Origin of the sequence: Paenibacillus sp. VCA1 (assembly GCF_031583795.1) — a bacterium.
In the GTDB taxonomy this organism is placed as follows: Bacteria; Bacillota; Bacilli; order Paenibacillales; family Paenibacillaceae; genus Paenibacillus_AQ; species Paenibacillus_AQ albilobatus.
On sequence record NZ_JAVLSX010000007.1, the window covers coordinates 19,396 to 34,118 of the forward strand.

At 51.4% G+C, this 14,723-nt stretch carries 13 protein-coding genes; 9 read left to right on the forward strand and 4 right to left on the reverse strand.

Annotation, left to right across the window (positions count from 1 at the left end):
• Positions 1 to 510: 510 nt before the first annotated feature.
• The 5 genes from RJP21_RS16780 (at position 511) to RJP21_RS16800 (ending at position 5,769) form a co-directional block, all read left to right on the forward strand.
• Positions 511 to 1,260 carry a DUF4183 domain-containing protein gene (locus tag RJP21_RS16780; protein ID WP_310860299.1) on the forward strand — a complete coding sequence of 250 codons (750 nt, stop codon included), beginning with the start codon at positions 511 to 513 and terminating at the stop codon, positions 1,258 to 1,260.
• Positions 1,261 to 1,423: 163 nt separating this feature from the next.
• Positions 1,424 to 1,708 (forward strand): DUF4183 domain-containing protein, encoded by a 285-nt coding sequence (locus RJP21_RS16785; protein ID WP_310860300.1) that lies wholly within the window; start codon positions 1,424 to 1,426, stop codon positions 1,706 to 1,708.
• A 469-nt stretch (positions 1,709 to 2,177) separates the two neighbouring features.
• Complete coding sequence (locus RJP21_RS16790) at positions 2,178 to 2,906, forward strand: hypothetical protein (protein ID WP_310860603.1); 729 nt, start codon at positions 2,178 to 2,180, stop codon at positions 2,904 to 2,906.
• 12 nt (positions 2,907 to 2,918) lie between these two features.
• A complete protein-coding gene (locus tag RJP21_RS16795; RefSeq protein WP_310860301.1) occupies positions 2,919 to 4,607 on the forward strand; it encodes a vWA domain-containing protein in 1,689 nt (562 codons plus the stop codon).
• Positions 4,608 to 4,629: 22 nt separating this feature from the next.
• The gene (locus RJP21_RS16800) at positions 4,630 to 5,769 is read left to right on the forward strand and encodes a toxic anion resistance protein (RefSeq protein ID WP_160042127.1); all 1,140 of its coding nucleotides are present in this window, start codon (positions 4,630 to 4,632) and stop codon (positions 5,767 to 5,769) included.
• A 133-nt stretch (positions 5,770 to 5,902) separates the two neighbouring features.
• On the opposite strand, the gene RJP21_RS16805 is transcribed toward RJP21_RS16800, so the two are convergent.
• The 3 genes from RJP21_RS16805 to RJP21_RS16815 all read right to left on the reverse strand — a co-directional run bounded on the left by RJP21_RS16805 (position 5,903) and on the right by RJP21_RS16815 (position 8,424).
• Positions 5,903 to 6,871, reverse strand: a complete 969-nt coding sequence (locus RJP21_RS16805) for a CAP domain-containing protein (protein WP_397386231.1) — start codon at positions 6,869 to 6,871, stop codon at positions 5,903 to 5,905.
• Positions 6,872 to 7,040: 169 nt separating this feature from the next.
• The gene (locus RJP21_RS16810) at positions 7,041 to 7,856 is read right to left on the reverse strand and encodes a hypothetical protein (RefSeq protein ID WP_310860302.1); all 816 of its coding nucleotides are present in this window, start codon (positions 7,854 to 7,856) and stop codon (positions 7,041 to 7,043) included.
• Positions 7,837 to 8,424 carry an RNA polymerase sigma factor gene (locus RJP21_RS16815; protein ID WP_310860303.1) on the reverse strand — a complete coding sequence of 196 codons (588 nt, stop codon included), beginning with the start codon at positions 8,422 to 8,424 and terminating at the stop codon, positions 7,837 to 7,839. The genes RJP21_RS16810 and RJP21_RS16815 overlap by 20 nt, the downstream gene beginning before the upstream one ends.
• Before the next feature lie 376 nt (positions 8,425 to 8,800).
• On the opposite strand from RJP21_RS16815, the gene RJP21_RS16820 reads away from it, so the two are divergent.
• Both RJP21_RS16820 and RJP21_RS16825 read left to right on the forward strand, forming a co-directional pair.
• Positions 8,801 to 11,107, forward strand: coding sequence for a histidine kinase (locus RJP21_RS16820; protein ID WP_310860304.1), 2,307 nt, complete (start codon positions 8,801 to 8,803; stop codon positions 11,105 to 11,107).
• 128 nt (positions 11,108 to 11,235) lie between these two features.
• Entirely contained in the window at positions 11,236 to 12,240 is a 1,005-nt protein-coding gene (locus RJP21_RS16825; RefSeq protein WP_310860305.1) for an aldose 1-epimerase, read from the forward strand.
• Positions 12,241 to 12,322: 82 nt separating this feature from the next.
• Here RJP21_RS16825 and RJP21_RS16830 read toward each other — a convergent pair whose 3' ends face one another.
• On the reverse strand, positions 12,323 to 12,796 hold the full coding sequence (locus tag RJP21_RS16830; RefSeq protein WP_310860306.1) for a zinc ribbon domain-containing protein: 474 nt from the start codon (positions 12,794 to 12,796) through the stop codon (positions 12,323 to 12,325).
• A gap of 292 nt (positions 12,797 to 13,088) precedes the next feature.
• Here RJP21_RS16830 and RJP21_RS16835 point away from each other — a divergent pair, with 292 nt between their 5' ends.
• Together RJP21_RS16835 and RJP21_RS16840 are read left to right on the forward strand one after the other, a co-directional pair.
• Complete coding sequence (locus RJP21_RS16835; protein ID WP_310860605.1) at positions 13,089 to 14,036, forward strand: helix-turn-helix transcriptional regulator; 948 nt, start codon at positions 13,089 to 13,091, stop codon at positions 14,034 to 14,036.
• A complete protein-coding gene (locus RJP21_RS16840; RefSeq protein ID WP_310860307.1) occupies positions 14,029 to 14,721 on the forward strand; it encodes an AlkZ-related protein in 693 nt (230 codons plus the stop codon). Before RJP21_RS16835 ends, RJP21_RS16840 begins: the two co-directional genes overlap by 8 nt.
• Positions 14,722 to 14,723: the final 2 nt, after the last annotated feature.

The following is a 14,723-nucleotide window of genomic DNA, read 5'->3' on the forward strand; positions in this document are numbered from 1 at the left end:
TTATTTGAGATGAATCGAGAAAAACATAATCGGGCCATTCGTCCACTCCCAGGGGGTGCATTTGTCATATAGATATGGCATATGCACATTTTTTGCGCCTTAAGGGAGGTGACTTGCATGAAACGTTTGAAAATGCGAAAAAACGGAAGTGCGGGATGGAAAAGGAACGGCAAATGTCCGCCAAAAACCAAAGCGGCATACAAATGTAAAAAGGTTATCCGGAAAAGGCCTTCATCCGGCTATCGCAGTTCCCACCATCCATGTTCAGCCAAAAGAAGGCGGAAACTACAAACCCGCACGGCAACGGTTGCCGAGCAATTGTTACGGGCGGCACTGCGGCAGGTTAGAGCCCTTATGAACGCCGGATTCGCGGGAAAATGCGATACTCGCATCGCTCCGTGGCTTCCGGGCCCTTCAGGCGCCCAATGGATTCAAGGCCCCCAAGGGAGTCAAGGCCCCCAAGGGGTTCAAGGGTTTCCCGGACCGCCAGGTAGTAGGGGAAGCGACGGATTGGAAGGACCTCCAGGTCAGGGACATGCCGGCCCGCAAGGAGCGCAAGGCATTCCCGGATTACAAGGTCCGGCAGGACCTCAAGGCGAGCAAGGCCCACCGGGAGAGCAGGGACTACAAGGCCTGCGAGGAGTGCAAGGCCCGTCGGGAGAGCAGGGACTACAAGGCCTGCGAGGAGTGCAAGGCCCGCCGGGAGAGCAGGGACTCCAGGGCTTGCGAGGGGCGCAGGGCCCACCGGGAGAACAGGGGCTCCAAGGTCCGCAAGGGGCGCAGGGTCCACCGGGAGAACAGGGGCTCCAGGGTCCGCAAGGGGCGCAGGGTCCACCGGGAGAGCAGGGGCTTCAAGGTTTGCAAGGCCCGGAAGGTCCAGCCGGACCGAGAGGGGAACAGGGTCCTCAAGGCCCGACCGGACCGCAAGGGCCTCCCGGGGCGGTGGTCATCCCGGATATTGCGGTTACGCCAACGCAAAACCGTTATTTTTATGCTCCGGAAAGCGATCTGGATTTAACGGAGTCGGCAGCGATTCCAGCCGGTTTGTTCACGAACGACGCGGGGGATCCGGTGACGGAATTTTCAGGCTTCGGATCGGACGGTTTCAACAACCTCTACATCAACGGAATCCTTCAGCCGGGGAATCTGTATCTTGCCAGCCCTTCCCAATTGTTTTTCCCGCCCCAAAACTCAACCATTTACGCCGGCACGCCGATCGTCCTGGAAACGATTCAACTGACCGCCAATGTCATAGTCTAGCAACTTTTGGTAGTTTTGCCCTCGCATCTTCCTTTCTTTCTGCATTTAATAAATCAGGGGATCATGCAAGTTTCGATGCTTAAAGTCTCTCATATCGCCGAGGAATGATAAGCATAGACTCGAAAACACGCGTGTTACCCAAGAAAGAAGGTAGGTGAGAAACATGCCACTCGTAACGCCATATCAAAACAGCCGAAGATTCATTTCTACGATTAGCGCAGGGACGGGAACGGGTGCGACGTTCGCGATCGCGGCAACGGCCTTCACCAATGATGCCGGAGCTGCCGCGACGGCATTTCCAGGGGCGTACAACTATTACAACCTCTACGTAAACGGCGTGATGCAAACCGCGGATACGTCCACTGTGACGACAACCGCGATTACCATCCCCGGAGGCGATGCGCTGGATCCAGGAACACCGATCATCGTGCAATTTGTCGTATCTTAAGGAACAATTGAACGAAACCATGTTTCACCGATTTTTCTAAAGGTCCCGGCTCTGTATTTGTCCAGAGCGGGCTCTTTTTTTCCTAGGCTGGGAGTTTGCAGGGGGACCGCTTTCGAAATTGCTCATTTTTATCGTTCACGGCAACAATGACATATGGTACAATTTTCAAAAGGTACGGTAAATCGGGCGGATGTGAGCGCTTTACTTGGAGGGGGAAATCGTTTGCGAAATGGAACCTATTCGAAAATGCTACGTAGGTATAGGAAAAGATGAAAGGATTGGCGCAATAGAACTATTCGGTGCCAAATGTACATAAGGAAAAGGGGAAGAAAAACGGTTTGCCGCATAACCGCCCTCCGAATTGGATAGCAAAAGCACGCTGCCGTTAACAACGCGAAAGCACATGGATTTGCCTGATGTACTTCAGGGCGTTTTTGGAGGAAGCAGAGGAGGTAGACGATTGGATCGAATGAAGTACATAAAATTTTTGGGACTTGTGGCAGGGATCGTGATCTTGAACATTCTGGTGCTCTCACCCGGATTTCTGGGCATTTCGATCGGAAGCAGCGCCTTTGCGACGGCATTCGGGATCACGTTGCTGATCGCAAGCGCCATTGTCCTCTTTTACGGATGTTATGTGCTGCTCTTCAAGCCGCCGGCCGTCATTCCCGTCAAAGAGATCAGCACGCATGAGGACTACGTGGAAGCGTTAAACCGGTACCGGCAGGTTAAGTCCCTGGAGGAATTCATAACGCTGGCCCTGGAACAGCTGGATCGCATCAAGAAAAAAAGAACCACGCTGATGAACATCATCAACCAGCGGTTTGACCAAGGGGAATTAAGCCACAAAAAGTTTTCGTCCGTAACCTACGAGGTCGAAAAGCTGTTTTATTTGAACGTTAAAAGTATGCTGAGCAGGATCAGCGTCTTTGACGAGTCCGAGTATCTTAGCATGATGAAAGGGAAACAGTCCAAGTTCTCGCAGGAAATCCTTCAGGAAAAGATGAACGTGTACAACGAATACCTGTCTTTCATGAAAAACTCTTTAAGCACGAACGAGGAAATTTTGCTGAAGCTGGATAAGCTGATCATCGAAATATCCCGGCTGGACAGCTTTGAACCGGGAGATATCGACAACATGCCTTGCATGCAGGAAATTGACTCGTTAATCAAACAGACCAAATTTTATAAACAGTGAGAGGTGCAATGAATGGCAAGAAAAAAATTTTTTCTCGTTTCCGGTATCATTCTGGTCATCGTTTTTGTACTGGTATACGTAGGAGTGAGCATGACCTCCAATTTCGGCAAAACGAAACTGCAGGTTACGGCGGAGGATGCGGCCAAACGTTTGAATAAGCTTTACTCCAATATCGCGGTAAAAACCGATACCCCGGTCAAAGGGCAAATCGATCTGAACCCGATCGATATCGGCGAATCGCTGCCGGAAATATCCAAGTTTCCGATCACCGTCAAAAACACGACGCCGGACAATTTCGTGGAGATTTTTTCCTCGATCGAAAAGGCGGGGACGGGCGTTGACGGCTGGCTGACCGAAGCCGCCGCCGAATTTAACAAAGCGGGCATTGTCGTAAACGGTAAACCCGCCTCGGTCAAAATCCGGAACATCGCATCGGGCACCGCCGTCGATTACATCAAATCGAAAAAGTACGTGCCGGACGCTTTTACGCCGTCCAATGAACTTTGGGGCGAAATGGTGAAGGCGAGCGGCATCAAGACGCAGCTGATCTCCAAAAGGCTTGTCGGCAACGTCCCCGGCATCGTTTTATCGAAGGCGAAGCATGACGCGCTTGTCGAAAAATACGGAGCCGTCAATGTCAAGACCGTTACCGAAGCGATCGCGAACAACGACTTTTCGATGGGGTATACCGATCCGTTCGCAAGCTCTACGGGGTTGAACTTCCTGGTTACCGCGCTGTATACGTTCGACAGTAAAAATCTTTTGAGCGATAAGGCGGTCCAAGGCTTTGAGAACTTCCAGGCGAACGTGCCGTTTACCGCTTCGACGACGATCCAAATGCGCGACGCAGCCAAATCGGGCATGCTCGACGGTTTCGTTTTGGAATACCAGACGTTTGCGAATGCCTCCGACTTGAAAGGCGGATATGTGTTTACCCCGTTCGGCGTAAGACATGACAGCCCGTTGTACGCCATCGGGGACGTTCCTCAGAACAAGCTGAATATCATTAAAAAGTTCGGCGAATTCGTCACGCAGGAAAAATATCAGAAAGAAGCGGAGAAAAAAGGCTTTAACGGCCTCGAGGATTACAAATCCGAGCTTCCGGTCGTCGGCGGAGACGTGCTGACCGCGGCGCAAAAGCTGTGGAAGGAAAAGAAAAACGGGAATAAACCGATTGCGGCCGTGTTCGTCACCGACGTTTCCGGCAGCATGGCCGGCGAGCCTTTGAACCGATTGAAATTATCGCTGCTGAAGGGCCAGAAATTTTTGGGCAAGGACAACAGCATCGGTCTCGTTTCCTATTCCAGCGACGTCACCATCAATTTGCCGGTCGGAAAATACAATACCAACCAGCAATCGATGTTCGTCGGCGCGGTGGAAAGCCTGCAGGCGAACGGAGGGACCGCTACCTTCGACGGCATCGTCGTTGCGATCAAGATGCTGCAGGATTATATGGCGGAAAATCCGTCGAGCAAGCCGCTTATTTTCGTCCTGAGCGACGGCGAAACGAATGAAGGCCACACGCTCAAAGACGTAAAAGGACTGATCGAAGCGTACAAAATCCCGATCTACACGATCGGTTACAACGCCAACATCAAAGCGCTCCAAAGCATTTCGAGCATCAACGAGGCGGCGAGCATCAATGCGGATACCGACGACGTCGTCTACAAGATCGGAAACCTGTTTAACGTTCAAATGTAAAGGTACCTAAAGGAGGATTACGATGTCATTTTCGATGGAAGTCGCAAGCCCGGAAGAAATCAAAGCTGTGATTGAGGAAGAAGTTAAGCCGGTCCCCGAAGAAGTCGCAAAGCTGAAGGAACTCGCGGATTCGAACGTCACGGCGATTATGGAGCTGGACATGGACTCGCTGGAGAAGCGAAAGGAAATTTTGCAGTCGATCGACTCGTTTGGTTTAAATACGATGAGAACGTCATCCGATAAAAACACCATGCTTCAGGTTTCGGTCGGAAAGTTGTCCCAGACGGGGGACGAAGGCGGGCAAGTCGCCAAAGGCTTGGCAGAACTGCATACGCAGCTGAAGGATTTGGACCCGAGCGCCATCGATTTTGCGAAAACGGGCTTGCTCGGCAAGCTGTTTAATCCGCTCCGCGCTTATTTTGTAAAGTTCGAAAAAGCGGACAGCGTTATCGCGGATATCGTCGTTTCGCTTGATAAAGGGAAGCAAACGCTCAAAAACGACAATACGACGCTCGAGATCGAGCAGCAGGCGCTGCGGGATTTGACGAAAAAGCTGCAGAAGGAAATCCAGCTCGGCGAAATGATGGATGCTTCCATCGAAGCGCAGGTTGAAGCGGCGAAAGCACGCAACGAAGACCCGGACAAAATCCGCTTTATCACCGAAGAGGTGCTGTTCCCGCTCCGCCAGCGGATCATGGACCTGCAGCAGATGCTGGTCGTAAACCAGCAGGGGATTATGGCCATCGAAGTCGTCATCCGGAACAACAAAGAATTGATCCGCGGAGTGGATCGGGCTAAAACCGTCACGATTTCGGCGCTTAAAATCTCCGTTACCGTGGCGGCCGCGCTGTACAACCAAAAAATCGTCCTGAAAAAAATCGAGCTGCTGAATCAAACGACCAACGAACTGATTTCAAGCACGTCCCGCATGCTCAAAAACCAAGGCGCAGCGATCCAAAAGCAAGCGCTGGAGGCCAGCATTTCGGTGGATACGCTGAAGCAGGCGTTTACGGACGTGTTATCCGCGCTCGATTCGATCAGCACCTACAAGCAAGAAGCCCTGCCTAAAATGCGCGAAACCATCAATCAATTCCGCGAAATGGCCGAAACGGGCGAAAAACAGATTTCACGCATGGAGCGGGGCCATAAGCTGGACTTATAATTTTTTTGACTCCGGGCAAAAAGTGATATAACGAAGAACTCTGGAATTAAAAAAGGATATAGGCTTGTCTGATTTTCAGATCAAGAGCCTATATCCCTTTTTTATGCTTTGAAGCAAAAGGTGATCCATGATTTTAACCGGTAAACTCCTGTACCCATTCGTTGTTATAAAAAGCGATGCCGATTTTGGTATAACCTTTGTTAAGAATATTCGCTTTATGTCCCGGGCTGTTCATCCATTCGTTCATCACCTGCGTCGGACTTGTTTGCCCCTTGGCGATGTTTTCTCCTGCCGATTGATAGCTGATTCCGTATTGCTTCATCATATCGAAAGGGGAACCGTATGTCGGAGAATTGTGGTCGAAATAATTGTTATTGTACATGTCCTGCGCTTTGGCCATCGCCATTTTCGACAATTGATCGTCCATGCTCAAGGAACCCAATCCGGCTTTGGATCTTTCCTTATTGACCAGATCCAACACCTGCTGCGCATACTGGGTGGAGTTTTTGCTGTTTGCCGGTGTTTGTCCTTCGGTGCCCGTTGTTGTGCCTGTGGTGTTTCCAGGGGTGCCTGTTGGAGCCTGAGTTCCGGTGTTTCCTGTCGTCCCGGTCGGAGCTTGAAATCCCGTATTACCTGCAGGTACCCGATTTAATGGATTCCCTGTAGGCATTTGGTTTGCGGGAGTTCCTGCAGGCGCTTGGTTTGCGGGCGCACCTGTAGGAGCCTGAATCAGATCAAGCAGTTCGGACGTCAGCCCATCTTTCGTTGATTTAGCGGTCATTTTCCGTGTCAGCCACGTCGCCGTGGATGATGACTGCGTTCTGATCGAACCGAGGGCGTGCGTATGGTCATGCGTTTTCATGGTTGATGGTGTGGTCCCATTGGTTGACATTCCATCATGTGTTGAAGATCGGTTATACGTCGAAAATCCGTCGTGCGTTGAAGTTCGGTCATACGTCGAAACTCCGTTGTGCGTTGAAGTCCGGTCATATGTCGAAATTCGTGCAGGCTGTGGAGAAACCTGTTTTGTCGTGACATTGTGGTTAGATGCGCCGCAACCCGCCGTCAAAATAAGCGCCGCCAGCGCGATATACTTTACCATAAATATGACCTCCGAGGGTTAGATATAGAAAATTACCCCCTTAAGGTCTCCCTTGGCGCTTGGATTTATTCCTTTTTCGAGCCGCGCTTCAAGCACAAAAAAAACCGTCCGATCGCAAAAAAAGCTTCAACCGGAAGATCCTTTTGCGAAAAGACGGGTATTCGTTTGGTTACGGTATTTTCATGAACGATTTATAGACGGTTACCATCTCATCCTTAGGCAGATCGCTGCTGATTTGAATGATTTGGGTCTGATAAGTGCCAAGCAGTTTGTTGTAAATGCCCGGACTGTAAAAAATCTCCTGATCGCCCAGCATAAACTTCTCGGTTTCTTTCGGAACGGTCGTAATCGTCGATTGGTACGTCTTCAAATTCATGAGGTGGATCCATAACGTATGCTGCTCATCATCGGTATATTTCAAAGAAATTTTGTCATACGTTTTGCCGTTCACGGACGGACTGGACAACGTATAATTTTCAAAATGGTATTTTGCAGGGATTTCGTTTAACGAGGGCAGCGAAAACGATAATTTCGATTTCAGTTCATCCAAATTAAGAGGTTCGCTGACACTATCCTGCACTTTTGACCATTCGAGACGGGAAAAATTGTCGTCGTCGCTGTCTTGTTCAACGTACGTATCCGGTTTTTCGGTTTTTGGGGTTACGACGGTTGACGGCACATCGCCGTTTTTGATTACGATACCGATCATCCCGTTGCCTAAATCCACGACGGATTTCACGATCGGAGAAAGAGCTTTGGTTACGCCGGACGGACTGAAAAATACAGCACCGGCAAGAAACGAGGCGGCAACGATCCCGCCAAGCTGCATGCGCCGTTTGCGTTTGCGCTTGCGGTTTACCTGTTCAATCTGTGCTTGAACCTTCTTCCAGGATGCTCGCTTGCTTTCGTCGGATGTCAGGGAAGAAGAAGATACAGCGCGGTCAAAGGCCACATCAAACCATTCTTCAAATTTTTCGCTTTTCATCCTTAATCCCCCACTCTTTAAACAACATTTTCTTAATATTCTCCCGAGCCCTGAATAGACGTTGTTTGACAACATCTTCACTCAGCTCCAGCATACTTGAGATTTCTTTGTAACTCAGCCCCTGTTTCCATCGGTATTCGATCAACACCCGGTATTCGGGTTTCAGCTGCTGAAGGTATTCCATGATGGATTCTTCGATAAGTTTCGTTTCAACGGTGTTTTCGACCGATATCGGTGACTGGGGAACGTCTTCTTTATACATAAAAACACCTTCAACATCCACTTGGTTACGGTAGTTTTTATTTTTTCGCAAATAATTTATCGTCGTATTTTTCGTCACGACCTTCAGCCAGGCTCTGAGCTTGCCTTCGTTTTCGAAAACGGGCTTGTTTTTGATCACCTTGATAAAGGCTTCCTGGATGACGTCTTCGGTCGCCGCGTGATCTTTGATGATGTAATAAATCATGCCATACGCAAAATCGTAATACTCGTAATAGATTTCTTCCTGCAAATCCTCACTGATATCGCTAAAGTCCGTCGTTGTGAGGAGCCGAATCATTGTGGACATGGTTATCCCCTTCCCGAAAACCCGTCTTTCTATATCTTACAACCAGATCGCTTTTATAAATAAATACTTGCTCATGCGCAAGCCGCAGTGCCTTCCAATTCGCCGAAGGAGGTTTTTCTTCTTTCTATTTTACAATATTTATGGCCGTTTGGCCTAATATTTGACATTGAAATTTTATGGGAAACAACAGTCTAAAAATAAGATAAATAACGTACTGAAGCGTTAACGTTTCAAATATATGCTTTTTAGTTGGAAATAAGCCTTTTCCTTCCCATTTTGCGCGAAGATCGGGCTTTGGAAGGCCTTTGGCGTTTTACAGGCATGCCCGTTCACGCTTACGATTCACTTATAGGTTGAACGGCGGGAGGTTTTATGAATGGATGAATATAAAAGGAAAACGCCGGAACAGATCTTGGAGGAAATCCGCAAGATTCAAAGAGGCAAGTTAAAAATCATGATCGGCGCCGTAAGCGGCAGCGGAAAAACGTACCACATGCTGCGGGAAGGTCAAATGTTGAAGGAAAAGGGGATCGACGTCGTCATTTGCGCCGTTTCCACCTTGAAGCGGCCGGAAACCGTGAAACAGCTCGCCGGCTTGGAGCGGGTGCCGAGCATTCACTGGATGGACCGCGGAAGGGAAACCAAGGACCTGAATTTGGACGGTCTGCTGGCGCGTTATCCCGAGGTTGTTCTGGTGGACGGTTTGGCGCATCGGAACCGGAAAGGAGCCCGTTTTCCGAATCGGCTGAAAGATATCGAATGGTTGCTGGAACATGGCATTAACGTCATGACGACCTTGAACGTGTACGAGATTGAAGGCATTCAGGATGTGGCGAGAAAATGGACGAGTCTGGAAGCCCGGGAGACGGTGCCGATCGGGACGCTGGAACTGGCGGACGAAATCCGATTGATCGACGTTTCGCCGGAAACGCTGATGGCAAGATTCAAGGAAGGACATTTGGAGCAAAGCCCGGATTCCGGACTGTTTACCCGCAAGGATTTGACCGTGCTGCGCGAGCTGTCGCTGCGACTCGTTGCCGAGGACGTCAATGCCGCGCTCGAAAAACACCGCGAGGAGATGGGGCTGCAAGGACCGTCGGGGGCGTCGGAGCGGATTTTGGTGTCGGCGCAATATCATTGGAACGGCTCGATTTATATCCGCAGAGGGCAGCAAATCGCCAAACGGTTAAACGGGGATCTGATTGTCGTCGTGTTTGTTCCGGATAAAAGCAAGCTATCGAAGGAATCGGCAGCTTTTAAGCGATCCTTGCTCAAGATGGCCAAAAAAACGGACGCCGGCATTGAAGAACTGCCGCTCCGTTCATCGAGGCAATTTCCGGATGCGCTCATTCGGTATGCCGTCGAAAACAACGTGACGAGGATCGTCCTGGGACATTCCAAGAAAACCCGCTGGCAGGAATTTTGGCAGGGCTCCGTTACGGACGGCATCTTGAGACGAGCCCAAGGCATCGATATATTTTGGGTGGCTGACCGATCGGCTCGCGGAGAGACGCGCTTTCTCCCTGCCCAACGCGGGCGGCACGACCAGGAAAGCCCCTATCACAGGCTCAGCAAGGAGGAACTCGAAAAGAAGGTGAGTCGGATCAAACGCGGCCGCTTCAAAATTTATATCGGAGCGGCGCCGGGGGTCGGAAAGACGTACACGATGCTGAGGGAAGGCAACGAAATCTTGCGCAAGGGCACGGACGTCGTCGTCGGTTGGCTGGAAACCCACGGACGGGCCGAAACGGCAGCGCAGGTCGCAGATCTGCAGCTGATTCCGGCAGCGGAAATTCCCTATAAAGGCACGGTATTAAAGGAAATGGACCTGAATGCCATCCTGGCACGCAATCCCGAACTGGCGCTTGTCGACGAACTTCCGCATACCAACGCTCCAGGCAGCCGGAACAAAAAAAGATACGAGGACGTGATGGCGCTGCTCGAGTGCGGGATATCGGTCATCACGACCATGAACGTGCAGCATTTGGAAAGCTTGAACGATGCGGTGGCGCAGATTACCGGCGTGCGGGTCCGGGAAACCGTCCCGGATTCGATTTTGTCCATGGCGGATGAGGTCGAATTGATCGACGTCGCGCCGCAAGCGCTGCGCCAGCGGATGAAAGACGGGAAAATTTATGCGGCGGGCAAAGTGGAGCAAGCACTGGGTTCTTTTTTTAAAACGGGCAACCTGATCGCTTTAAGAGAGCTTGCGCTGCGGGAGCTCGCCGATGATGTCGACGAAAGGCTGGAATCGCGGGATCGCAGCTTCTCCATGCGCGGGCCGTGGCGCAGGGAGGAAACGATATACGTCTGCATTTTGCCCGGTGCGAACGGAGAGCGGCTGATTCGGCGCGGCTTCCGCATCGCTTACCGGCTTAAGGCGGACCTTATCGTAAACTGGATTCGCGTCGGCCGTGGCAACGGCAGTGATGAAGAGCCCATGGCCGATTGCTGCCGCACGTTAACGGATCGTTTGGGTGGAACATTCGGCATTTTGGAAAGCAAGTCGTGGAAAGAAACGCCGCGGATTGTCATGGAACAGGCAACCGAGGTCAACGCAACCCAAATCGTGATGGGCCAAGCAGCTTCATCAGGCCCGGTCCTGCGCAGGCGCAAAGCCGTCAGGGAACTGATCCGCCTGGCCAGAGATCTGGACGTGTTATTGGTATCCGATCCGGAGTAATCCGCTTAAATGCAAAATTTGTTAATGCAAGCGTTCCCGAAGGGCTTTCCGCATGGTATATTTAGTTCAGGACGATACCAATCTCCAGCAACAATAAGATATATTTCTAGAGGAAAGAGGAGGAAACCATGACAACACAACACTCGGCCTGCGAAGGCGAATTTCACGGCGAACGCGCCGTCTGGCTGAAGCACGGACCGTATGAAGCGGCGCTGCTGCCTGAGCTTGGCGGCAATCTGATCTTGTTCCGGGACACGGAAAAGGGATACAAGTACCTGCGGGAGCCTGAAGAGCATGAAATGGAAGATTTCAAGGCAAACCCGGGCGTTTACGGCATTCCTGTTTTGATACCGCCAAACCGTTACGACGGGGGGAAATTCGCCTGGGAGGGCAAAGTCTACGAATTGCCGGTGAACGAAACCGACCGGGGCAACCATCTGCACGGGTATATGCATAAGCTGCCCTGGACGGTAGATTACATAAAAGGCGACGAGTTTGAAAGCGTGGTCATCGTTTCCCAAAAGGTGAGGGAAGGCCATCTGTACAAGCAGTACTTCCCGTTCGAATTCACAGTAACGCTTCGCTACACTTTAAATGCCGATGGCTTGCATCAACAGGTGACGGTCGTCAACGACGGCAAGGAATACATGCCGAATCTGCTGGCATTCCATACGGCGATCAACGCTCCTTTCGTACCCGGCAGCAGCGCTTCGGACTATACATTCAAGGTGACGATCGGCGAGCGCCGCGAAATGAACGATCGGATGCTGCCGACGGGCCGGTTTCAGCCGCTGAGTCCGGAGGAAGAACGGATGAAGACCGATGGGGTAAGCCCGTATTTCGCGGAAATGGACAACCATTACACGGCAAGCCCGCAAAACGGCCGCAACCGGATGGAGCTGACCGACAACCGTACCGGCGACGTCTTTGTATACGATGTCGGCACTTCCTACAAGCATTGGATGATTTGGAACAACGGCGCCGGCGGCAAGTTTTTCTGCCCGGAACCGCAAACCAACTTGGTCAACGCGCCGAACATCTCCGGCTTGCCTGCGGAAGAAATCGGACTCTTCGGCCTTCAGCCCGGCGAGCGCTGGGAAGAAACCAGCTCTTTTTACGCGTCGAAACGTTAATACTCTGTTTTCCATATGGCAAAAAAACCGCCTTTCCGATTACGGAAGGGCGGTTTTGGAATGGCCTGGCAATTCGCCGTCGTTATTCCGATAATTGATATCCGCAGCTGCGGCAGAAGTTGTCTGACGCTCCCGCCGCTTCTCCGCATTTGGGGCAATAAGAAGCTTTTTCGGCTTGAACGACAGACGGCTGCAACACGATCGTTTGGAACTGCTGTCCGCAGAACGGACAGTAGGACGCGTCGGCCGGCAGCATTTTTCCGCAGCCGCATTCCTTAAGGTTTTGCAGATGCTGTATTTTGCGGTTCAGCTCTTCGATCTCCTGTTCGAGGTGAACGATGGCTTCGCGGTATTTTTCGTATTCCGCATTGGGAGCGAAGCTGGTCTGGCTTTCAAGGGAGCGGTATACGACCCGCCCGATTTCCGTGTAATTTTTTTCGATTTCTTTTTCTTTGGCCGCTACCTGAAACTTCAATGTCGTGGACTCCACGGTTTGCTGAGCTTTTTTGCCCGCATCCGACACACCCTGTTTGAGTTTGTTTAAAAAGTTGGACATAACGGGGCTTCTCCTCCTTCATCCGCTTGGCGTATCCATGCCGATCATACCCGATGATGCTTTGTAAGAATGCTCTTATTGACCCTCTTGCTTATGGATACACATGGTAATATAGTTTATGGTTTTGCTTAGAAATCTAGAATGGATAAGTATGTCTTTCGACATGTCTTATGGCATTATACCCGAGACGAAGGGAAGAAGGAAACACAAAAAAATCGGTGACACCCAAGCTGTCACCAATAGGTTGATATAATCGGCCTGTAACGAAAAACGGGGTGATGGATTGAATAAGATGGAACGCCAAATGGCCATCGTTATGGCCCTTCAGCATGGAAGCCAAACCGCCGCCTCGCTTTCGGAAAAGCTGGAGGTGTCCCGCCGAACCATTCTGCGCGATATCCAAACGTTGTCCGAGATCGGTGTGCCGATCGGAGCTGCAAGCGGTCCCCGCGGCGGTTATTACCTCATGGAAGGATTTCTGCTGCCTCCGCTCCAGCTCAGCTCCAGGGAAGCGTTATGCGTGCTTTTTGCGCTGCAGGGGCTGACGGGATATACGGACACGCCTTTTAACGGGGAGCGGTGGACGGTTATGGACAAAATCCGGAGCATGCTTCCGCTGGAAACGGTGCAAAACATCCATCCGCTGCTGTCGAGCATGGAGGTGGAGGTTCCCAAACGGGTTTACAGCGTTCCGCACTTGGATAAGATGCTCGAGCTCACGGCCCGCGGGAGATGGATTACCGTGTTCTATCAATCCATGAATCACCGCAGACAACTGCTGATCAAGCCGCTTAAAATTTTTGCAGCCCACGGCTTCTGGTACTGCGACTGCTTTTCCCACACGCACGGGGAGAACCGGAGGCTGCGGATTGACCGGATCGGTGACATAGCGGAGGCGGATACGCCGTCCGATGATGCAAAGTCCCGGAATGCAAGCAGGCCTCAAAACTCTGGGAGCACCGTTCATATTCGTGCGGAGTTAACTTACAGAGGGATGCTTCGGGTTGAAAGGGACGAGCATATCGGCGAATGCATCGAGCAGATTGCCGACGACCGCTGGGCTGCGGATTTTCATTTGCCTGAGAGGGAATGGGAATGGGTGGTCGGGTTGTTTTTTTCGTTAGGACGGGAAGCATGCGTCATCGTGCCGGAAAAACTGCGGGCCGAAATTCGCGCCCGGGCGGAAGAGCTTCGCAAACATTACGACGATGAAGAAAAAGGAGAGGTGTTCCATGAATGACCATACGTCACAAGGAACCATGATCACCAGCTTTGATGAAGCCGCAGAGCTTATAGGACAGCTTGGGATTCTGCCGCTGGCAAGTTTGATTCCGGATTACCCGTCGCTCGAAAGCGTAACCCCGCGTGCTAACTGGCACAGCGATACGGAGCAGGACCCTTGGAGGTGGAGGGTACGTTTTCCGGCGGAAGGAAAAGCCGCATACGGCAAGTTCATGAAGAAAAAAGCGGTTCTGGTTTCGCCCGAGTGGTTCCCGCTCGTATATCATGCCCTGCGTTTGGGGCAAAACGCGGAAACCTGCTTTAAGGACGGCTTGTTGTCCCGTACGGCTTGGGAGCTGTACCAGCTGATCGAAATCGAGCAGGGCATTGACACCAGGGTGCTGCGCGAACGGGCGTTTATGAAGGGGAAGGAAGACAAAAAAGCATTCGATCAGGCCGTCATCGAGCTGCAGGATGCGATGTTTATCGTCATCTCCGGGGTAAAGGCAAAGGTGAATGCAGCCGGAGAGAAAAACGGTTGGAGCAGCACTTCTTATGAAACGGCAGCGAACTGGATGCGCCAAAACGGAATCAAGGAAAGCAGTTTGTCGAAGCAAGATGCGCGGTCCGAGCTCATGCGGAGGCTGCGGGAAAGATGCAGCGGCAAAACCCTCGCGTATTTCGAAAAAATATTCCAATGTTAGGA